General features: G+C 59.3%; 15 protein-coding genes. 11 read left to right on the top strand and 4 right to left on the bottom strand.

All coding sequences use genetic code 11. The features are described from left to right. Positions 1 to 6: 6 nt before the first annotated feature. From malQ to ACEN84_RS00765, 3 genes are all read left to right on the top strand, one after another. Entirely contained in the window at positions 7 to 1,890 is a 1,884-nt protein-coding gene (gene malQ / locus ACEN84_RS00755) for a 4-alpha-glucanotransferase (protein WP_199629707.1), read from the top strand. A 225-nt stretch (positions 1,891 to 2,115) separates the two neighbouring features. After that, positions 2,116 to 2,973, top strand: a complete 858-nt coding sequence (locus ACEN84_RS00760; protein WP_413708878.1) for a manganese catalase family protein — start codon at positions 2,116 to 2,118, stop codon at positions 2,971 to 2,973. 107 nt (positions 2,974 to 3,080) lie between these two features. Beyond that, positions 3,081 to 4,397 carry an NAD(P)/FAD-dependent oxidoreductase gene (locus ACEN84_RS00765; protein ID WP_112715861.1) on the top strand — a complete coding sequence of 439 codons (1,317 nt, stop codon included), beginning with the start codon at positions 3,081 to 3,083 and terminating at the stop codon, positions 4,395 to 4,397. 166 nt (positions 4,398 to 4,563) lie between these two features. Here ACEN84_RS00765 and ACEN84_RS00770 read toward each other — a convergent pair whose 3' ends face one another. From ACEN84_RS00770 to ACEN84_RS00780, 3 genes are read right to left on the bottom strand one after another with little or no spacing between them, the layout of a single operon-like run. Then, positions 4,564 to 4,812, bottom strand: a complete 249-nt coding sequence (locus tag ACEN84_RS00770) for a hypothetical protein (RefSeq protein ID WP_112715863.1) — start codon at positions 4,810 to 4,812, stop codon at positions 4,564 to 4,566. Positions 4,813 to 4,821: 9 nt separating this feature from the next. Then, positions 4,822 to 5,997, bottom strand: coding sequence for a zinc-dependent alcohol dehydrogenase (locus ACEN84_RS00775; protein ID WP_112715865.1), 1,176 nt, complete (start codon positions 5,995 to 5,997; stop codon positions 4,822 to 4,824). Between the two features lie 18 nt (positions 5,998 to 6,015). Then, a complete protein-coding gene (locus tag ACEN84_RS00780; protein WP_413708879.1) occupies positions 6,016 to 6,369 on the bottom strand; it encodes a hypothetical protein in 354 nt (117 codons plus the stop codon). A gap of 458 nt (positions 6,370 to 6,827) precedes the next feature. On the opposite strand from ACEN84_RS00780, the gene ACEN84_RS00785 reads away from it, so the two are divergent. The 7 genes from ACEN84_RS00785 to ACEN84_RS00815 all read left to right on the top strand — a co-directional run bounded on the left by ACEN84_RS00785 (position 6,828) and on the right by ACEN84_RS00815 (position 14,906). After that, positions 6,828 to 9,230, top strand: coding sequence for an FdhF/YdeP family oxidoreductase (locus tag ACEN84_RS00785; protein WP_112715869.1), 2,403 nt, complete (start codon positions 6,828 to 6,830; stop codon positions 9,228 to 9,230). A 52-nt stretch (positions 9,231 to 9,282) separates the two neighbouring features. After that, positions 9,283 to 9,843: a c-type cytochrome gene (locus tag ACEN84_RS00790; RefSeq protein ID WP_354541274.1), complete on the top strand. Its 561-nt coding sequence runs from the start codon at positions 9,283 to 9,285 to the stop codon at positions 9,841 to 9,843. Then, positions 9,840 to 10,823 carry a cytochrome c oxidase subunit II gene (gene coxB / locus ACEN84_RS00795; protein ID WP_130279554.1) on the top strand — a complete coding sequence of 328 codons (984 nt, stop codon included), beginning with the start codon at positions 9,840 to 9,842 and terminating at the stop codon, positions 10,821 to 10,823. Before ACEN84_RS00790 ends, coxB begins: the two co-directional genes overlap by 4 nt. A 26-nt stretch (positions 10,824 to 10,849) precedes the next feature. After that, positions 10,850 to 12,733, top strand: coding sequence for a cytochrome c oxidase subunit I (gene ctaD / locus ACEN84_RS00800; protein WP_413709011.1), 1,884 nt, complete (start codon positions 10,850 to 10,852; stop codon positions 12,731 to 12,733). Beyond that, positions 12,730 to 13,332, top strand: coding sequence for a heme-copper oxidase subunit III (locus ACEN84_RS00805; protein WP_112715875.1), 603 nt, complete (start codon positions 12,730 to 12,732; stop codon positions 13,330 to 13,332). Before ctaD ends, ACEN84_RS00805 begins: the two co-directional genes overlap by 4 nt. A 298-nt stretch (positions 13,333 to 13,630) precedes the next feature. After that, positions 13,631 to 14,518: a cytochrome c oxidase assembly protein gene (locus tag ACEN84_RS00810; protein WP_112715879.1), complete on the top strand. Its 888-nt coding sequence runs from the start codon at positions 13,631 to 13,633 to the stop codon at positions 14,516 to 14,518. Next, positions 14,499 to 14,906, top strand: a complete 408-nt coding sequence (locus ACEN84_RS00815; RefSeq protein WP_413708880.1) for a c-type cytochrome — start codon at positions 14,499 to 14,501, stop codon at positions 14,904 to 14,906. The genes ACEN84_RS00810 and ACEN84_RS00815 overlap by 20 nt, the downstream gene beginning before the upstream one ends. A gap of 1 nt (position 14,907) precedes the next feature. On the opposite strand, the gene ACEN84_RS00820 is transcribed toward ACEN84_RS00815, so the two are convergent. Then, on the bottom strand, positions 14,908 to 15,843 hold the full coding sequence (locus tag ACEN84_RS00820; protein WP_112715881.1) for a c-type cytochrome: 936 nt from the start codon (positions 15,841 to 15,843) through the stop codon (positions 14,908 to 14,910). Between the two features lie 669 nt (positions 15,844 to 16,512). On the opposite strand from ACEN84_RS00820, the gene ACEN84_RS00825 reads away from it, so the two are divergent. Next, positions 16,513 to 19,794 (top strand): DEAD/DEAH box helicase, encoded by a 3,282-nt coding sequence (locus ACEN84_RS00825; RefSeq protein ID WP_413708881.1) that lies wholly within the window; start codon positions 16,513 to 16,515, stop codon positions 19,792 to 19,794. The last annotated feature ends 167 nt before the right edge of the window (positions 19,795 to 19,961 follow it).

The following is a 19,961-nucleotide window of genomic DNA, read 5'->3' on the forward strand; positions in this document are numbered from 1 at the left end:
ATCTGCATGGTCTCCCGTAAAAAAAGTGACGCTCCTTCAAATGCGCGTCTCGACCAGCTGGCAACAGAACACGGGATCAGCCTTAAAAGGCCAAGCCCGGACAATGGGGACGTTGCGATTAGCGACGGCACGAAGCGAAAAATCCTTGCGGCGCTCGGCGTCCGCGTCGACAGCGATGCCGAGTGCCTTGGGCGGCATGCCACCCATAAAGCTTCCAGCAAAGCCATCCCGCGCGCTTTTCTGCCGGATTTTCTTCTGACCGATCGAGTATGGGGCATCAGCTTGCAGCTTTACGAGCTGCGATCTGAACGCAATTGGGGCATTGGCGACTTCCAGGACCTGATCGACATCATCCTCCTTGCCGGGACGCTTGGCGCCGACTTCATCGGGCTTAACCCTCTGCATGCGCCTTTCCTTGCCGATCCTGACCGGTGCAGCCCCTACGAGCCATCAAGCCGGCAGATGCTCAATCCGTTGTACATCGCGGTCGACCATGTCCCCGGCTTCAAAAGCGATCCGCAGCTCGATCTGCGGATAGGGCAGTTGCGGTCGAGCGATCTCGTCGATTACGGCGGGGTGGCCGAGGCCAAGATGGCTGTTTTGCGCCGCATCTGGCAGGCTTGGCGATCCTCTTCAGATCGTCAAGCGGAAGATCGCCAAGCGTTCGATCGCTTTGTCGATGAGGGTGGGGAGGTCCTGCGCCGTCACGCGCTGTTTGAAGCTTTGTCCTCGGTGATGGCTGATCAAGGTCTCGGCGCGGGTTGGTCATCTTGGCCAGCGGAATATCAGCGGCCGGAGAACGCAGAGGTCGCAAGGTTTGCCGACGAGCATGCAGACCAGATCGACTTCAATATCTGGCTGCAATGGGTTTGCCATCGCCAATTGAGACAAGCCACCGACGCTGCGCGAAACGCCGGTCTGCGTATCGGTCTCTACCTCGACCTGGCTGTCGGAGAAGCAACTGACGGCTCGGCAACCTGGAGCGAACAAGGCAACTACATCTCCGATGCAACGGTCGGAAGTCCGCCCGATCCGTTTGCTCCCCAGGGCCAGGACTGGCACTTGGCAGCCTATCATCCTGCAGAAATCGCTTCGGGCAACAACGCGCCATTTCGGCGAATGGTAACGGCTGCGATGCGGTACGCAGGCGCCATCAGGATCGATCATGCGGCAGCCCTGCGCCGGCTATTTCTCGTCCCGCTCGACAGTACGCCCGACGAAGGTGCTTATGTGGATTACCCGCAAAACGAGCTGCTACAGATTCTGGCCGAAGCCTCATCAAATTACCGTTGCCTGGTGATCGGAGAGGACCTCGGCATGCTGCCGGAAGGCCTGCAGGAGGATCTTGCTGAAGCCAATATCCTCTCTTATCGCATCCTGTCTTATGAACGGGGACAGAAGGGTTTCACGCCGGCAGGTGCATATCCGCGTCTGTCGCTCGCCTGTATTTCCACACACGACCATCAGACATTGGCCGGCTGGTGGCGTGGCGCGGACATCAAAGCCAGGTCCGAACATGGTATCGTTCCATCCGAGATGACGAAAGCGCATGCAGAAGAACGCCAGCATGAGCGAGAAGATCTGAAGGTCGCGCTGAAAGAGGAGGGTACCAACCCGCCCAAGCACCTGCCTTCGCCGAGAGCTGACGACGACAAGCTGAAAGACTTGGTCGTCAGCGCACATCGCTTCATTGCAAAAACCGCCTCTGCACTTGCTGCGGTTCGGTTGGCCGACATGACGGCCGAAAAGCGACCGACGAACATTCCGGGTACGAGCGGCACCTATCCGAACTGGAAGCCGAAGCTATCTGTGTCACTCAAGCAGCTTTCCGGCTTGCCGCTGCTTCTGGAAATCGCTGAGGCCATGCGGGACGAGCGGCCCAAGAAATAAGTTGGCGAGCGCGATGAGATAGTGACAGGCATTCACGCAAAACGGGCACGAAACGCCCGCGAGATCGCTTCACCTGGGCGAAAGCGCCAGCCACCAACCGTCACCTATCGTACACTTCCATAACCGGTTGTCGTTTTGAAGTTTTCCCGGGAACTTCTATGGCTCGTCTCGGTTGGCAGCCCGGTATCAGTCTAGGTATCGGACACTCTTACGAGGAGACTACTCATGTTCAGTTTCGATAAGCGCTTGCAGTACCCTGTCAAGGTCAGCTCGCCAGACCCCATCTTTGCGCGAATGCTTCAGCAGGCGATCGGCGGCGTCGAAGGCGAGATCCGCGTCTGCATGCAATATTTCTTCCAGGCCTGGGGAGCGCGCGGTCCGACCACGAAATATCGCGATATGTTGCTGCATACGGCGACCGAGGAAATTGGTCACATCGAGATGCTGGCAACCGCAGTGGCACTCAATCTCGACAAGGCGCCTGCGAGCCTGGCCGAGGCCGGTGCGGCTGATGGTATCGTCGGCGCCGTCATGGGCGGCGAAAACCCCCGCCACGTCATTGAGGGCATGCTTCACCGTCACATCCTTTCGACGGGTATGGCCGCATTCCCCGGCAATAGCGAGGGCGTTCCCTTCGACATGTCTCACATCTACGCCAGCGGCAATCTTGCGGCCGACATGTATTGCAACGTGGCGGCCGAAAGTACCGGTCGAGTACTTGCCACACGGCTCTACAATGCGGCTCACGATGAGGGCATGAAGGACATGCTGCATTTCATGATCGCTCGGGACACGATGCACCAGCAGCAATGGCTGGCTGTCATCGAGGAGCTTGGCGGCCACGAAGGCGCATTGCCCATTCCGAACAGCTTTCCGCAGGAAAAAGAAGATCAGGCTCACAATTACGATTTCTTCGCAACCGCCTCGGATGGCTCGGTTCCCCCGGCTGCACGCTGGAATGAGGGCCCTTCGATGGACGGAAAGGGGCAGTTTTCGATTTTCCAGAACGAACCGCTGGGCGAGGAACCCGTCCTCGGGCCGGCCAGGCCCGACAGCGGCGCTCAGAACGAACAGATCGGCTGAAAGCCAGAATCGGGGCCGCGGGCGAGACCAGCGCGCGGCCGCCGTCGGAAGGTTGAGGGCCCGGGCGCGGTTAGTAAACTCGTCAAAACGGGGGTGGCATACTTTATATGAAAAATCGTATCGTGATTATTGGCGGAGGCTTTGGCGGGCTCGCCTGTGCCAAAGAGCTAGGCAATACCGGTCATGTCGTCACTGTGGTCGATCGGCGCAACCATAATCTCTTCCAGCCACTGCTTTACCAGGTAGCGACGGCGGCGCTCTCTCCGGCTGATATCGCCGAACCCATTCGAAAGACACTTGGGCGATACCACAACATCAACATGCTGATGGCCGAAGTCATTGACATCGATACCGAGACGAGGCGGGTGCTGCTCGATAAAGGGGATGGGGTCGAGTATGACAGGTTGGTCATTGCCACGGGATCGGACTACAACTATTTCGGCCGTGATGAATGGCGCATCTTCGCTCCCGGCATGAAAACGCTTCACGAGGCGCGCCTTGTCCGACAGCGTCTGCTGCTTGCATTTGAAGACGCTGAGCGGGAGACTGACCGCGACAGACATCAGGATCTGCTCACCTTCGTCGTCATCGGCGGCGGCCCGACGGGGGTCGAGATGGCCGGAGCAGTCTCAGAGCTTGGCCGGTTCATGATCGACCGAGACTTTCGGAATCTGAGATCGGAGCGCTTCCGCGTGGTGCTGATAGAGGCAGGACCGAAGCTTCTGGCCGCCTTTCCCGAACATTTGTCTTCCTATGCTTTGACTTACCTCGTGGGTATCGGCGTGGAGGTCCGGCTGGGTGAACCTGTTCTCGACGTCACCGCGACCGGTGTCCAGCTCCAGAGCGAATTCATAAAATGCAGCTGCGTGGTGTGGGGGGCGGGCGTTAAACCCTCACCAGCGTCGGAATGGCTTGGGCTTACAAGAGGAGCCCCACAGCGAATTCCAGTTGATGGAAATCTCCGTGCCATCGGTTTTGACGACATTTTTGTTCTGGGAGACACCGCGCTGGCGATCGGAGCTGACGGCAAGCCGCTCCCGGGTCTGGCCCAGGTTGCCAAGCAGCAGGGGATCTATCTCGGGCGGTTCTTAAACGGCGCGACGAGATCACCGGGGGCGTTCAGGTTCAAGAACCGTGGCAACACCGCGGTGATTGGACGAAACGCTGCGGTTTTCGATTTCGGGTCATGGACACTCAAGGGCCGCCTTGCCTGGCTACTGTGGGCTCTCGTTCACGTCTATCTTCTGGTGAATTTTGAAAAGCGGCTTCTCGTCAGCATTCAATGGATCACGCGCTACCTAACGCGTCAGCGCGGTGCTCGCATCATCGATGAGCATCAGGTCGAATTGGGAAAGGACGGTGTGGGTTCAGCCTCGAAAGAAAACCTACCAAGGCAACTCGCAAGTGGCCAGGGGAGATCGTGACGCTTGCAACATCAAGTGTTCGAGCTTCCCCCTAAAAAGGATATTTGCGTCGCTCGCAGATGAGCACTGATCTTGAAGAGCAGTTTATCGTCCTTCGGGCGCTCGAGCACAGAACGCCAGCTTCACTGGATCGGTTACGAGACGCCGCGCAGCTGGCCGGAACTCCTCAGGCGGGATTCTTTGCGCGCTTCGGGTCTGACACGGTCTTCCCAGCTGGGAGTTTGACGGGCTCGGAGCATGGAAAACCGTCAGAGGGCGCGTCGGCCCTCTGATCGGCATCATCGAAGAAATTCACCTCCAGCCCATAAGCGGCCATCCGGTCGGTCATAATCTCGGCGATGGCGTCGAGGAACGCTTCCACACCGTGTTCATGTTCGAATTTGCGGCAAGCCGCCTTGAGGTCTTTGGCCTCCATTAGCGGTTCTCACGCAGTCAGAACGACCTTTATGCAATTGTCCTTCTTATCACGGAACGTCTCGTAGAGTTCGGGCCCGCGTTCGAGGCCAGCGCGGTGGGTTATTACAAAACTTGGATCAATTTCGCCCTCCTCGATCCGGCGCAGGAGATCGAGCGAGTAACGGTTGACATGGGTCTGGCCGGTTCTGATCGTCAAGCCCTTGTTCATTGCCGCTCCGAACGGGATCTTGTCGAGGAACCCGCCATAAACGCCGGGAACTGAGACGATACCGCCAGGACGGCATGCCATTATTGCGGTCCGGAGAACATGCGGGCGGTCGGTTCCAAGCAATGTGGCGGCTTTTACCTTATCGACGATGGCATCAAAGGATGCCGTTGCATGCGATTCAGCACCAACAGCATCGATGCATTTGTCGGCGCCATGGCCAGCAGTCATATCCTTGATGTGATCGGGGATGGTACCCTCGATTTCATCAAAATTGATCGTTTCGGCGCCAGCTGCGACGGCGAGAGCCAGACGCTCTGGTACGTTGTCGATCGCAATGACGCGGGCGGCGCCTTGCATAAGTGCGCTCTTGATACAGAACTGGCCGACTGGGCCACAGCCCCAGATCGCAACAATGTCTGTTGGCTCGATCTCGCAATTGGCCGCTGCCATCCATCCGGTCGGAAAAATGTCGCCGAGGAAGAGTGCCTGCTCGTCAGAGATGCCGTTCGGTATGATGATAGGGGAGACATCTGCGTAGGGCACGCGCACATATTCGGCCTGTCCGCCGGAGTAGGCGCCCGTTAAATGCGAATATCCAAACAGCCCCGCTGTCGGATAGCCGAATGCCTTCGTGGCGTTCTCGGCATTGCGGTTCGTTCGCTCACAAACCGACCAGTTGCCCTTCAGGCATTGCGAGCACTCGCCACAGCAAATTGTAAAGGGCACGACCACTCTGTCGCCGACCTTGAGCTTCTTGTTGTCGCGACCGACTTCAACCACCTCGCCCATAAATTCGTGGCCGAGAATATCGCCCTTCTCCATGAACGGGATGTAGCCGTCCATCAAATGGAGGTCGGACCCACAAATCGCGCAGGCCGACATCTTGATGATCACGTCTCGACCATCTTCTATTTTGGGATCTGGGACGCTGTCGCAGCGAATGTCGCCTTTTCCATGCCAGCAGAGTGCCTTCATCACTGTCTCCTTATTGTCTCAAGATGCGGTCCCGAGCGCGCGGGTTCTCGTGGTCAGGGAGAGCACGATGGAAAGAATACCGATTGGATAGGCGGTCCAGCGCGCCGCGGGCGGAAAATCGAAGATTAACGGTGCTATGAGCATGGCGAAGCCGAAAGCAGCGTCGAGGACTAGGTGAAACCTTATCCGCAGAAAGTGGACGGCACCCAGCTCATAGTCAGTGAGCAAGCTGTAGACGATCACGAATAGCCCCAAGTCGATCAGGGTGACGAAGCCCGCACCCTCCATCTGCAGGGCGATAGGCAGCGCGATCACGATCAGCCCGACAAGATAGTCGAGAACGGCATGAAATCGCGTAGGCAAGAAACGCATGGTCGGCTCCAGCTGTACTGTACAAGGCGGCGAACCTGCCGGATCTCGCAAAGTTCCAGACGCCGCTGGTTTTTCTCCGATGGGGGTCGGCGCGGATCAAGGTAAGGCGGGCGGCCGATCTGCGAATGCAGCGCGACCCTGGCGTCTCTGGCGCGTCTTCACCGCGCAATGCTTTACGCTCGGCATCGCGAATGGCTGTGACCGTCCGCAAAAATCGCTCTGGCATCGATCGGCATCGTCGAGGCTGTCGTGAAGAGATGCTGCACGAGCCGCTACTTCGGGTAAAATGACGATGAAACCAAACCGCCGGGCGCCAATCGATGAGTGTTGCGACAGCCGCGGTTCCACTGCGAACCCCGTGAACGCAAAAAATTGAAGAGGCACGGAACTCTGGCGTGCCAAGTTGGTTCGGGTGAATTCCTCCTTGATCAGTCTTTTCCAGTTCCAGACGGCACATCATGACAAAAAACCCAAAGAAGACGCCCGAGCTCGGTTTCGACAGCGGCCCTGCAGGCGGCTGGGGTTCGGCGAAATCCGTCAGCGAAGTTTTGTTCCGAGAGCATGTCCCTCTGTCCGGGGCAAGATTGCTGGCGCAGCAGAACAAGCCGGAAGGCTACATGTGCGTGAGCTGTGCCTGGGCCAAGCCGGCAAAAACCCATCCCCTCGAATTTTGCGAAAACGGTGCGAAGGCGACCGCGTGGGAGGTGACCAGCCGAAGAACCGACCAGGCCTTCTTTGCAGATCACACGCTGTCTGAGCTAGAGAGCTGGCGTGATCACGATCTGGAGGAGCATGGCCGCCTGACCCGCCCGATGCGCTGGGACGCGCAAAGTGACAGATACCTCCCCGTCGAATGGGATGCCGCCTTTGAGGAGATCGGCCGCGAGTTGCGGGCCATCTCACCCGAACAAGCTGAATTTTACACATCGGGCCGCGCGTCTCTCGAAACGTCCTACATGTATCAGCTCATGGCCCGGATTTATGGCAGCAATAACCTGCCTGACTCCTCGAACATGTGTCATGAGAGTTCATCGGTCGGCCTTCCGGAAAGCATCGGAGCTTCGGTCGGAACGGCGCTCTTGTCCGACTTTCAGAACTGCGATTGCATCTTCTACATCGCCCAGAATGTGGGTACCTCCTCGCCGCGTCTGCTGCACGACCTGCAGGACGCGGTCGACCGCGGGGTTAAGGTGGTGACCCTGAACCTGCTGCGCGAACCGGGCCTGGAGCGCTTCGTCAACCCGCAGTCGCCTGGCCAGATGTTGACCGGCAAGGAAACGCCGATTTCCTCAAACTATTACCAGGTCAAGAGCGGCGGCGATATTGCCGCGATGTTCGGCATCTCGAAGGCCCTTATCGAGGCGGACGATGCGCTGCGTGCAGCCAATATCAGCAAAGTCGCTGGCAGTGATGATCAACCGAGGGACCCGTCCAGCGCAGCTTCTTTGGCCTTCGCATCGTCTGTTGCCGCGGCTGATACCAAACATGTGCTTGATCATGATTTTATCGCTACCCATACGGCCGGCTTCGAGGAATTCGCTGCCGCGGCGCGGCGACATGATTGGGATGAACTGCAGCGCGTCTCCGGCCTGACGCGGCAGGATATGATCGAAGCTGCCGAAGTCTACGCGGCGTCAGACGCCGTGCTGATGGTTTATGGGATGGGTTTGACCCAGCATCTGCTTGGGGTTGAAAACGTTCATATGGTCTGTAATTTGGCCCTCTTGCGCGGTAATATCGGCAAGCCCGGTGCCAACATCTGTGCCGTGCGCGGCCATTCCAACGTTCAGGGTCAGCGGACAGTTGGTATTACCGAGAAACCGAGCCTCGTGCCGCTCGACAAGCTGAAGCAGCTCTATCAATTCGAGCCGCCGCGCTGGGAGGGGCACACGACTGTGGACGCTTGCAAGTCGATCATCGATGGCAGCACCAAGGCATTCATCAGCCTTGGCGGCAATTTTCTGCGCGCGGCGCCAGAGACCGAGGCCATGGAGGCGGCCTGGCGCAATTTGCGACTGACCGTGCAGATCGCAACCAAGCTCAACCGCAGCCACGTCATTCACGGGGAGATCGCGTATCTGCTTCCGTGCCTGGGGCGGATCGAAATCGACATGCAGGCAAGCGGCCCGCAAGCGGTGTCGATGGAAAGTTCGGTGGCGCATTTCCACGGATCACGCGGCAAGACGCGGCCGGCAAGCCGTCACCTTTTGTCCGAACCGGCGATTGTTGCCGGGATCGCCAAGGCGACGCTCACCACTGGCGCGGTGCCTTGGGACCGGTGGGTCGATGACTATTCTTTGATCCGCGATGCCATTGAAGCCACATATCCGGAAACCTTTCGAGACTTCAACAAGCGGCTCTTCCAGCCAGGCGGGATACCGCGCCCACTTCCGGCGCGGGAACGGGAATGGGTGACGGCAAGCGGCAAGGCGAATTTTCTCACCCCCGAGCGCCTTTTTCCGGAACTCCCCCCTGAGGCACGCGACGCGGGCGTACTTCATCTCGCAAGCCTGCGATCGAACGATCAGTTCAACACGACGATCTACGGGTATAATGATCGCTTTCGCGGCGTCGACGGCACAAGGCAGGTGGTGTTCATGAACCGCAACGATATCGAGAGACTTGGTTTCGTGCCCGGCGATGCCGTTGATCTGATCACAGCGATCGAGCCAGAGACGAGGAGGGCCGTCCACGGGTTCAGGATCTTGGACTATGACATCCCGGAGGGCTGCTGTGCAGCATATTACCCCGAGACCAACCCGTTATTTCCGCTCGCCCATCATAGCCCGAAAGCCAAAACCCCGTCCTACAAGCTGCTGCCGGTGCGACTGGCCCCGTCTACGGCGGTGCCAGTCAACTAGGGAGAGGAGCATTTTGGCTACCGTCTCGCGTGGAAGTTCGCTGCTGCTCACGATAGGTCTGCTGATCATCGCTGGATCGTCCAGCGCAGCGATCGCATATCTGCGGGAGCCACGGCAATACCGCGCCGATCCGCCGGTCGCGCAGGCGATGGAGGGGCTGAGGCTGATGCCGAACGGGATCGCAGGCACCCCGCCACAGGTTTACTTCGCGCTCGCCAGGCCTTATGAGAAGACGGCTTACGATCTGTCGCAGGGCAAGCGGCTTTACACTTGGTTTGGCTGCGCGCAGTGTCATGGCGAGGGGGAGGGCGGTAAGGGACCGTCTTTTCTCGATGGCTGGTGGCTATACGGTCCCTCGATGGTTTCGATCGTGGCGTCGATCCGGGATGGGAGGCCACACGGCATGCCGCCGTTCAAAAGCCGGATGACGATCGACCAAATCTGGCAGCTATCAGGATACGTCAAGGCAATCGGCGCCTATACGGCCAGTGTCAACGCCCCGGCGCGTAACGATGACCGGCAGACGCGACCTGCGGAAAACCGGGCGCCTGCTGCATTGCTTTTCAACGAGGGGCCGGTCCCGCTTCATCCCGATCAGGGACCTTCGCCGTGAAGCCGGTCCTCTTCGTCTTGCCCGCTATTTTGAGCGGCTGCGCCGGGGCGCAGTCTGCGCTCGACCCGCAAGGCCATTCGGCGCTTCTCCTCAGAAACCTGATCCTCGCCATCGTCATCGTCTGCATCATCGTCTGGCTGGTGGTGATGGCCATGCTTTTGTGGGCCTTGCTGCGGCGCGACAGGCCGAAGCAAGGCGAGAGCGGTGTTGAAAGACGGATGAGGACGGCGGTGATCGCCGCGGTGGCAGCAACCATTGTCATCATCACCGGTTTGACGATCGCAAGCTTTTACACAACGCGGGGCCTCGGGCCGGTCCCTAACGCAGATCTGACGATCAGGGTGCGAGCACAGCAATGGTGGTGGCAATTCATCTATGAGGACAAGGATCCGGCGCGAACGTTTCAGACCGCAAATGAGATCCACATTCCGGTTGGCAAGGACGTCCGCGTGCTGCTTGACAGCATTGACGTCATTCATTCCTTCTGGGTGCCGAGCCTGGCGGGCAAGCAGGACCTCATCCCGGGCCGTGAGAATGTGCTCACCTTCAGGGCCGATCGGGTTGGCTCTTACCGGGGACAATGCGCCGAATTCTGCGGCCTGCAGCACAGCCACATGGCGTTCTTGGTTATTGCGGAGGATGAACAAACCTACCGGAAGTGGGAAGCCGCGCAACGCTCAGCGGCCCTTGAACCGCAAGATGCTGAACTCGTCGCCGGCAAGGCGGTTTTCATGGCCAGGCAATGCAGTGCCTGCCACACCATCCGCGGAACGGCGGCCGACGGCAGTTCCGGTCCGGATTTGACCCATGTGGGCAGCCGGCAAACAATCGGCGCCGGCCTTATCGACAACAGCCGAGGCTCGCTTGCCGCCTGGATTGCCGACCCCCAAACCCTCAAGCCTGGCAACAACATGCCGCTTGTACCGCTTTCATCGGAAGAGCTCCGGCAGATCTCAGCCTATATGGAAAGTTTGAAATAATGGCCGAACAGCACTCGCCGGTGGTGATGGACACGGATCTGGACGACGCGGGCCTGGTCCACGCATTGGACGTGACCTGGGGCACCCGGCGCGGATTTTGGGGAGCAATTGCTACGGTCGATCACAAGGTCATCGCGCGACGATACATCGTCACGGCCTTCGTTTTCCTCATGCTCGGCGGCGTTTTGGCTCTGGCGATGCGGCTGCAGCTGGCGCAGCCGGAAGCCAGGATCATCGATCCGGACCGCTACAACCAGATCTTTACGATGCACGGATCGAACATGATGTTCCTGTTTGCCGTGCCGGTAATGGAGGCGATGGCGGTCTACCTCGTGCCGCTGATGATCGGCACGCGCAACATCGCGTTCCCGCGCCTGAATGCGTTCTCCTACTGGGTGTTTCTCGCTGGCGGGATATTGCTTTGGTTATCGTTCCTGCTCGATGCTGCACCCGATGTCGGCTGGTTTGCCTACGTCCCTTTGGCAGGGCCTGAATACGGTCCCGGAAAGCGCGCCGACATCTGGGCTCAGATGATCACCTTCACCGAACTGTCGGCACTGGCCATTGCGGTGGAAATCGTCGTGACAGTATTCACACAGCGAGCTCCCGGCATGTCTCTTGACCGCATTCCGCTCTTCGTCTGGGCGATGCTGGTCACGGCCTTCCTCGTCATCATGGCGATGCCGGCAATCATGTTTGCGAGCTCGACGCTGATCATGGATCGCCTGGTCGGCACGCATTTCTACAATCCGGCCGAGGGCGGTGACGCGCTGCTATACCAGCATCTCTTCTGGTTCTTTGGGCATCCGGAAGTCTATATCATCTTCCTGCCGGCAGTCGGAATGGTCTTGACGATCCTGCCGACCTTCGTCCAGCGGCCGGTTTTCGGATATCTGCCGCTCGTCATGGCGCTGATCGCAACCGGGATCCTGTCGTTCGGTCTCTGGGTCCATCACATGTTTGTGGTCGGCCTGCCACGGCTCGGAGAGAGTTTCTTTACAGCTTCCAGCATGGCGATCGCGCTGCCCGCCGGCATCCAGATCTTCTGCTGGCTGGCAACGATCTGGGCAGGGCGCCCCATCTTCAAGGTGCCGATGCTTTTCATCATAGGCTTCATCGTCACCTTCGTGATCGGCGGCATGACCGGTGTGATGGTCGCCTCGGTACCGTTCGACACGCAGGTGCACGATACCTATTTCGTGGTGGCGCATTTTCATTACGTGCTTGTGGGGGGCGCCGTCTTCCCGTTGCTCGCGGCAGTATACTACTGGTTTCCGAAGATGACCGGGCGGATGATGAGCGAGGTGCTCGGGCGGTGGGCATTCTGGCTGATCTTTGCCGGTTTCCACCTGACCTTCTTTCCCATGCATATTCTTGGCCTGCAGGGAATGCCGCGACGCATCTACACCTATCAACCCGAGCTGCCCTGGAGCGGGCTTAATTTGTTTGTGAGCGTAAGTTCGATCGTTCTTGCCGCAGGGTTCCTGATCTTCTTCATCGACGCGTTGCGGAGTTGGCGCTCCGGCCAGCCGGCAGGAGACAATCCTTGGAATGCCCCGACGCTCGAATGGGCGACAAGTTCGCCGCCACCGTCGCCGAATTTCTGTTTTATACCGGTCGTCGGTGACCGCAACCCGCTCTGGTCGACGCCCGGCGCGCTTGCGGTGGCTTCCGGTTTGCGGGTCGATCGCCGCGAACTTTTGGTGACGAGCGTTGTTGAGGCATTGCCGCAGGCACGTGAATCCTCGGCACGCAATTCGGTCTGGCCGTTCTGGGCGGCATTAGCCACCTCGGTCATGCTCGTCTGGTCGATGTTCTCGCCCTGGGCCGTCATCTGGGGGTCGATGCCCATTGCAGTCACATTGATCGGGTGGTTTTGGCCGAAAGGCACACCGGAGGATGATTCATGAGCCGACATGTCGTTCTTGATGTTTCGCACCTGCCGATGCATGCCACCGGCACCGCCAGCCCGACATGGTGGGGCACCTGTGCCTTTATGCTGATCGAAGGCTCGGGGTTCAGCCTAGCGGTTGCTGTCTACCTTTACCTGATGAGCCTGGCGCCCATGTGGCCAATCGATGCACCACCCCCCGATCTTTGGCCGGGTACGATCCTGACCGGGCTCTTGGTCGTCAGCGTGATACCAAACCTCCTGGTGTCGCGCTGGGCGCGGCAAGAAAACCTGCAGCGCGTTCGGTTTGGGCTCATCGTCATGTCGTTCATGGGGGTCATCCCCCTCGTTTTTCGCGGCTTCGAATTCCCGGCGCTGCATGTCTTTTGGGACGATAGCGCCTATGGATCGATCACCTGGACAATCCTCGGCCTTCACACGACCCATATCCTGACGGATATCGTGGACACACTGGTGCTGACCGCCCTGATGTTTTCGCGGCATGCCGATAACACGAGGCGTTTCGGCGATGTCCAGGACAACTGTCTGTACTGGCACTTCGTCGTACTCACCTGGCTGCCTTTGTATGCCTGCCTCTACTGGGTTCCACGCCTATGAAACGCCGGGCCATCGCACAATATTGCGGGTGGGTGGTACCGCCGGTCGTGTGGGCTTTCAACGTCCAGCTCGGGCAAATCTTGCCTCACATCGACTGCGTGGCGGGTCTGGTCACGACGATGGTAGCCTGCTTTGGGGCTTTGCTGCTTGCGGCTGGCGGAACGATTGTTTCCTGCTGGACCCGGAGCGCATCGGGGTCACGTGGTGGGAAATTTGTGGCCGGGCTCGGTGCAGCGGTGGGTTGCGCTTTCATCTTCGCGCTCTTGTTACAGGGGGCGGCGACCCTGCTGCTGAGCGCATGCGAACGTTGATCCCCCTGCTTGTTCTGCTGTCAAGCACTCGCCCGGCCATCGCTCACGGCGGGGAGGAGCATGCCGGACTTCAGCAATGGACGTTCGACCCTTGGATTGTAACGCCGATTGCGTTGGCGTGCGCTCTCTATGGGGTGGGTTTTCTGAGGCTCTGGCAGCGATCAAGAGATGCGCGACGCCTTTTGTTGTCAGCTTCGGCTTATTGGAGCGGCAGCCTGAGTTTGGTCATTGCGCTAGTGTCTCCTCTGCATTTCCTCGGCGAGCACCTCTTCACCTTCCATATGGTCGAGCATGAACTTATGATGGCCGCTGCGGCCCCGCTGCTCGTCCTGGCGCGTCCGATCGGGATAGTTTTCTGGGGCCTGCCGCGGCCTGCCCGGCACGTGCTGGTCAAGCTGATCAAAGCGAGGGCGACGGACAACGCCTGGGATTTCCTGACCCGCGGCTTTGTCGCGACGGCGCTCCACGCGCTGGCCATCTGGCTCTGGCACGTGCCGGCCCTGTTCGATGCGACAGTAACCACCATTTTATTGCACCGGCTGCAGCATCTCAGCTTTTTGGTGACAGCGATCATTTTTTGGTGGGCGATCTTCTATAAGATGGGAAGGGGCGCCGGCGCTTGGCATCTTTTCGTGACGATGATGCATACAAGCATCCTGGGGGCGCTGATTTCGCTCGCGCCGCGCGTTCTCTATATGTCGCAGACGAAGGCCGCGCCGCAGTGGGGAATGACGCCACTGGAGGATCAGCAACTGGCGGGCCTGGTAATGTGGGTGCCAGGCGGCATCATCTATGCCGGCGCCGCACTGGCAATGCTTGCGGCGTGGATATCGGCATCGAGCCGGGGAGGCCCTCATGGACAGCGCATCGACTAAACTTTGCTTGTTTAGTTTGGCAATCCTGTCATGCGCAGCAGCCGTCGGTCTTTTGACTGCCGCAGAAAAGGACAGACAGCAACGCAAGGCGGTCGCGATCGCGATGACAGGCGGGAACCCCGCCATGGCGCCATCGCTTTTCCGTAAGTTCGGATGCGCTGGCTGCCATACAATTCCGGGCGTTCCCGGTGCCGACGGCAAGGTCGGCAGTGCGTTGAGCGACATGCGCCGGCGTGTCTATGTCGCCGGTGTCCTCAACAACACACCGGAAAATCTGGCAAGCTGGATTGTATCTCCACCGACGTTTTCGCCTCGCACTGCAATGCCGGTTACAGGGATCTCCGAGCGTCAAGCCAGGGATCTGGTTGCCTATCTTTATTCCCAATAAGTCAGGGGGACGCTGCCGGTCGCGCAGGCAGCAGCTTTACATAGCGGGCGATCGCTTCCCGATCACTTTGCGACAGTTGCGCGGTGTTGAGGACAACATCTGCCATGGAAGAGCCTACCCTGCCGTGATCAGGCGTTTGACCGGTGCGCAGCATTTCTTCGATGTTGTCCTCAGTCCAGTTGCCGATGCGACGGGGCGTGATGTTTGGAACGAAACCCGACCCCTCTGGGTCGGTTCCCCCCGCGAAGCGGGTGTCGGGTTTGATCGCACCGAGAAGGTTGCGGCTGGAATGGCACTCGGCGCAATGTCCCAGGGTTTCGACGAGATAGGCGCCTCTTTCCTCGCTCGTTACATCTGGCGCCTTGCCTTCGGTGAAGAACAGCAGCTTCCAGATCCCGATGAAACGGCGGTAACGGAAAAGCAGCGGCAAGTCGTGGGACGGCGGTTTGCCCGAGACGGAGGGCAGCGTGCGCAGATAGGCATAGAGGTCTCGCACGTCGTTGAGGCTCATCTTGGTGTAGCTGGTATAGGGAAAGGCCGGGTAATAGTGTTTTTCTTCGGGTGAGACACCGGCGATGAGGGCATTGGCAAGGTCCGCCACAGACCAAGCGCCTATTCCGTCAACCGGATCCGGAGAAATATTGGGCACCCGGAAAATGCCAAAAGCCGATGCGAGCGCCAGTCCGCCGCCAAGTTTCAACGGATCTTGTTGTCCAGGTTCGGCGTGGCAGGAAGAGCAATAGGCGCCAAGGAATACGAGGCGTCCGCGGACCGCATCACCGCTCTGCAGGTTTTTGTCATCCTTGGAAAAACGAGGGGCTGCGGACGTTATCCAGAAGAACACGAGAAGCGAGGCGGCCAAGACCACAAGCCCGACGCCGAGCGCCAGGAAGATGCTGGGGCGGAACCGGACTTGGGTAATGACTTCAGCAGACATGATGCACCGACCTGCACTCAAAATTGCTCAGCGACCGAAAAGCCTGAGCCAAATGACTGTTCGTCTGTTATTCAGTGAACAGCAACGCTTCGCGCCGGCAGTGTTGCTCGGCGGTGTTGTTGTTCCACCTCCCGCTAGCGCCATCGAAAGCATCTCTCCGTATGGGACAATCCCTTGATGGAAACGCGTTCTGGACCCCGACGCCTGGTTAAAACGCGGTGGACAGTGCCTTTTGGCTCTTCCAGGTCGGCCACAATTGCCCGTCCTTTCGCATCTAATCACATTTTCGCCGGGGACGCGCTCCCTATTGCGCAGTCGTCCGCCATCGCTCGAAGTCAGGCGATAGCCCCTCTGCATGTTGCCCGGGACAAACGCTGCGGTGCTGGAAGTCTCGTCAATGCCCATCATTCGCCCGACTTTCTCGTCTGGCGCCGAACAACGGGGCGCACGGATAGTTCCGCGTTCGAAAAAACGGCCAGAGAAATGCCGGGCAGGCGCTACGCCCGGCACGTTCGATTGGCCGCGGCGGCGAATGGCAGCTTGCACGGAATACGAAATCCCCAGACGCGACGGGCAAGCCTTGAAGCGGCGCAATTTGACGAAGCAGACCGCGGAACAACAACCCGCATCCGTTGTTCTTGCAACGGACCAGTCACAGCGAGATTTTCATTGCGCATTACCGAATACGAAGCCACAGATCCGCCATCACTCCCGTTTGCGGACGAGAAAACTCCGCCGACCAAGGCGCCGGTGGCCTTCATTGCGACGCGTCTTGCCGCCCTGCTTCAAAGTTCGCGCATGTCGATCTGCTACGTTGCCTTGAGTGAACTCTCCGCGGAGCGCGTCGCACATTCGATCCGATGCCTGTTTCCGGACCTGGACGTCGTCGAGTTGCCACCATGGGACTGCTTGCCCTATGATCGCGTCCCCCCATCTCGCCATTGCATGGGAAGGCGGATGGACGCCTTGAGTGTCTGGAGCGAACCAAGCCGGACACCAAGGCTGCTGATCACCTCGCTCAATGCTGTTCTTCAGCGGATCCCACCCTTGGAAATCATAAGGAACAGCCGTTTTTCAGTCAGGACGGGGAGGCACCTTGAAAGGCAGATGTTCGAAGCGTTTGTCCGTTCCACGGGGTATGCTACCGAAAGCGTGGCCGATGAGCCTGGGGAGCTCGCAATCAGAGATGAGGTCATCGACATTTTTCCCGCGGGAGCGACAGCGCCGATGCGCATCGTTCTGAGCGAGGACGACGAGGTCGTCGAACTCAAATCCTATGACCCCGCGACCCAGAGGACGACTGAACTTCAAGACGAGATGGTCTTTGGTCCGGCATCGGAGGCAATCCCTGCCGATGACGGGATAAAAGGCGAGAGGCCGTCTCGCAGCATGGAGCTCGCCCTCCTGCAACTCTACGATACCATGCCGACCGTCTTCGATGTCCTCGGACAGTGTCGCGTCGCATTCGCGCCCCGAGCAGAAGCACGCATTGATGAATATCTCGACATCGTCGATGACGCGCGCCAGGCAGATGACAGGTTCAGGGCTCACGACGGTCCACATCCTCGCTCCCTCTATCTTGACCGCGCCGAGTGGGATGCAAAGATCGCGACGCTTGCAACTGTCCAGCTTGACGTAACGGCAGGCAATGCATTGCCAACCGCTGGGGAGGCCGGACACCCTCGACGGTTTCGCGAGGATGTCGCTCTTGCTAACCTGAAAAAGGGACGAAAGGTCGTCATAGCGGGCCGCGGCCGTTCGCTGGATGCGCTGTGTCAGCGGGTCGAAAAGACGTCAGGGCGCGTTTGCGGGGAGGCAACGGCGTGGGATGCGGTCCTGAAGGCGCGCGCTGGTAGCCTCATCAGGTTGGAAAGCGACGTCGAGGAAGGTTTCGTGGATGAAGACCGGGACCTCGTCCTTATCCCCGCAAGCGAAGATCTGGCCTCCCTGCCGTCAACCAGCTCTGCGCTGATCGAGCCTGAGATTGAAATCGGCGACGTGGTCGTTCATGAAGATCACGGTATTTCGATCTTGTCTGATCTGGAGCGCGTCGCAATCGAAGGGTCTGAAAGGGATGCTGCCCGGCTCCAGTTCCGGGATGACGCTTCCCTGTTGGTGCCGACCGAAGAATTCGGCAAGATCTGGCGATATGGCTCGCAAGCCGGGTCCGTCACCCTCGAGCGACTTCACACAGATGCCTGGCGAAAGACCCAGGCAAGGATCGTTAAGGACATCCGGTCGACCGCCCGTCATCTTATGAAGCTTGCCCGTGAGCGGCAGGCGGCAAAAGCCAAAAGGTTCGTTGCGCCACGCGGGGAATATAGCCGGTTTGCCCGCCGCTTTCCCTATTCGGAGACGCCGGACCAGCTGGCCGCAATTAGGGCCGTGCTTTCGGACCTGTCTTCAGGCCGGGTGATGAACCGGCTGATCTGTGGCGATGTCGGCTTCGGCAAGACCGAAATTGCGTTACGCGCAGCTGCGGCCGTGGCTCTTGCCGGCGGCCAGGTCGTGGTCATTGCGCCGACAACTGTCCTGGCTCGTCAGCATTTCTCGACGTTCCAACGCCGCTTTGGTGACACAGGAGTCTCGGTCGCGATGCTGTCGCGGCTGGTCAAGCCTTCCGGCGCTAAGGCGGTAAAAGCCGGGCTTGTCAGTGGCGAGATCAGCATTGTTGTCGCGACGCAGGCTATCCTCGCGAAAGACGTGGCCTTCTCCCGCCTTGGCCTGCTCATCGTCGACGAGGAGCACCGTTTTGGCTTGAAAGAAAAGCGGGCGATGAGCGCACTTGCGCCGGCGCTTCATACACTTGCCATGTCCGCCACCCCCATCCCACGCACTCTGCAGTCGGCCATGATCGGCATCCAGGATGTCAATCTCCTGGTTACCCCGCCATCGAAACGCCGGCCCGTCAGAACGTCGCTTGGCCAATTTGACAAGGCGTCGATGCGCACGGCACTGATGCGGGAATTTCGCCGAGGTGGCCAGAGCTTCGTTGTCGTTCCAAGGATCGAGGACATCGGGGAAGTCGAAGCAATCCTCGCGACAATCGCTCCAGAACTGGCCATCAGGATCGCGCATGGGAAGATGTCGGCCGCAGACATCGACGAAGCAATCGTTGGCTTTGCCAGCGGCGACGGGGACGTCCTGCTGGCGACCAATATCATCGAAAACGGCCTCGACGTTCCGTTAGCCAATACCGTGTTTATCTGGCGGGCTGATAAATTTGGGCTTGCGCAGCTCCACCAGCTGCGCGGCCGGGTTGGACGGGCGAGAGCGCAGGGTTTTGCCTACCTTGTGACCGAAGAGGGCGCCGACGTTTCGGAGGAAACGCGGTTGAGACTATCTACCCTTGTCGAGAACGATCGCCTCGGATCCGGGCTTTCCATCAGCATGCGAGATCTCGACCTTCGCGGCGGAGGTGACGTTGCCGGCGAGGAGCAGAGCGGGCACATCAAGGCGATCGGCATCGGGCTTTACCAACGGCTCCTCGAGCAAGCGCTGTTGGGGCTGCATGGCCAAAAAGCGTTGGATCACCGGCACTCGATCGTTAACCTCGGGGTTTCCGGCTCCATCCCGCGCGACTACGTGTCGGATCCGGCGGTGCGGTTCAATTTCCATGTGCGCCTACTGCAAGCGGCCTCCATCGAGCAGGTGGACGATCTCGAAGAGGAATTCGAAGACCGGTTCGGCGATCCGCCTGAGGACGTATTAATTTTGCTCCGGCTGACCAGGCTGCAAATCGCGGCGGCGCGCTTTGGTTTGGCGAGACTGGAGGCCGGCCCCAAGGCATTGGCCGTCACGTTGACCCCGAAAACGCCTGCGAAGGCGGTGACCACCTTGCTTAAGAATGTCGGATCGACTCGACACGACGACCGTGTGGTGTTCGAGCGAGCAACGCAGACGGGCGCCGAACGTTTGTCTTTCTTCGAAAAGCTTCTGTCGTTGCATTAGGCGGCAGCCCGTTCACTTTGGCGCATCGCCGCATGGATCAACGTTTGCTTTCCGCCCGATTGTTCGAAGACATTCGTCCTGATCGCGTCGAAGCGCGACGGAGGACCGATTGGTATCAGCTCGGCTTGTGTGGCTCGCGTTGGGCCTGCTCCTGAAGGAGACCTATC

Origin of the sequence: Rhizobium sp. Rhizsp82 (genome assembly GCF_047325115.1) — a bacterium.
GTDB lineage: Bacteria > Pseudomonadota > Alphaproteobacteria > Rhizobiales > Rhizobiaceae > Rhizobium.

What these genes read in the sequence shown, in the direction of transcription:
- malQ (WP_199629707.1), top strand. Translation starts at nt 7, where the DNA reads ATGGTCTCCCGTAAAAAAAGTGACGCTCCTTCAAATGCGCGTCTCGAC.
- ACEN84_RS00760 (WP_413708878.1), top strand. Translation starts at nt 2,116, where the DNA reads ATGTTCAGTTTCGATAAGCGCTTGCAGTACCCTGTCAAGGTCAGCTCG.
- ACEN84_RS00765 (WP_112715861.1), top strand. Translation starts at nt 3,081, where the DNA reads ATGAAAAATCGTATCGTGATTATTGGCGGAGGCTTTGGCGGGCTCGCC.
- ACEN84_RS00770 (WP_112715863.1), bottom strand. Translation starts at nt 4,812, where the DNA reads ATGGAGGCCAAAGACCTCAAGGCGGCTTGCCGCAAATTCGAACATGAA.
- ACEN84_RS00775 (WP_112715865.1), bottom strand. Translation starts at nt 5,997, where the DNA reads ATGAAGGCACTCTGCTGGCATGGAAAAGGCGACATTCGCTGCGACAGC.
- ACEN84_RS00780 (WP_413708879.1), bottom strand. Translation starts at nt 6,369, where the DNA reads ATGCGTTTCTTGCCTACGCGATTTCATGCCGTTCTCGACTATCTTGTC.
- ACEN84_RS00785 (WP_112715869.1), top strand. Translation starts at nt 6,828, where the DNA reads ATGACAAAAAACCCAAAGAAGACGCCCGAGCTCGGTTTCGACAGCGGC.
- ctaD (WP_413709011.1), top strand. Translation starts at nt 10,850, where the DNA reads ATGGACACGGATCTGGACGACGCGGGCCTGGTCCACGCATTGGACGTG.
- ACEN84_RS00805 (WP_112715875.1), top strand. Translation starts at nt 12,730, where the DNA reads ATGAGCCGACATGTCGTTCTTGATGTTTCGCACCTGCCGATGCATGCC.
- ACEN84_RS00810 (WP_112715879.1), top strand. Translation starts at nt 13,631, where the DNA reads ATGCGAACGTTGATCCCCCTGCTTGTTCTGCTGTCAAGCACTCGCCCG.
- ACEN84_RS00815 (WP_413708880.1), top strand. Translation starts at nt 14,499, where the DNA reads ATGGACAGCGCATCGACTAAACTTTGCTTGTTTAGTTTGGCAATCCTG.
- ACEN84_RS00820 (WP_112715881.1), bottom strand. Translation starts at nt 15,843, where the DNA reads ATGTCTGCTGAAGTCATTACCCAAGTCCGGTTCCGCCCCAGCATCTTC.